The organism is Actinoplanes sp. DH11 (assembly GCF_020873875.1).
Lineage (GTDB): Bacteria > Actinomycetota > Actinomycetes > Mycobacteriales > Micromonosporaceae > Actinoplanes.
In genome coordinates this window covers 1-738 of the sequence record NZ_JAHWGU010000081.1, presented here as the reverse complement: position 1 = coordinate 738, position 738 = coordinate 1, and the positions used below count along the sequence as shown (strand labels likewise).

At 66.7% G+C, this 738-nt stretch carries 1 protein-coding gene; it reads right to left on the bottom strand.

The window, feature by feature from the left end:
• On the bottom strand, positions 1-738 hold a 738-nt coding region (locus LPA41_RS40800; protein ID WP_229076862.1), incomplete at both ends, for a polyketide synthase.

Sequence of the window (738 nt, the reverse complement as noted above, 5' to 3'; positions counted from 1 at the left end):
TCGTACCGGTGCCGTGCGCCTCCACCACATCAACCTCGGCCGGAGCCAAACCGGCGTTGGCGAGGGCCTGCCGGATCACTCGCTGCTGCGACGGACCATTCGGCGCGGTCAAACCGTTGGAAGCACCATCCTGATTCACCGCACTACCGCGAACCACCGCCAGCACCGGATGACCGTTGCGCTGCGCGTCCGAGAGCCGCTCCACCAGCAGCATGCCCACACCCTCGGACCAGCCCGTACCATCCGCCGACGCACTGAACGACTTGCACCTGCCATCGAACGACAGACCACGCTGACGACTGAACTCGGCGAACGTCGTCGGCGTCGCCATCACCGTCACACCACCGGCAAGCGCCATGTCACACTCGCCGGACCGCAACGCCTGCACCGCCCAATGCAAGGCGACAAGCGACGACGAACACGCCGTATCCACGGTGACCGCCGGACCCTCCAGCCCGAACGTATATGCCACCCGACCCGACGCCACCGAGCCCGACGTACCCGTACCGCTGTGCCCCTCGGTGTCCTCCACGCCGAACAACCGCGTCGCATAGTCGTGGTACATCAGGCCGGCGAACACCCCGGTCGGCGAACCGCGCAGGACGGCCGGGTCAATACCGGCCGACTCGAACGCCTCCCACGACGCCTCCAACAACAACCGCTGCTGCGGATCCATCGCCAAAGCCTCACGCGGACTGATCCCGAAGAACGCCGGATCGAACTGTGCCGCGTCGTGCA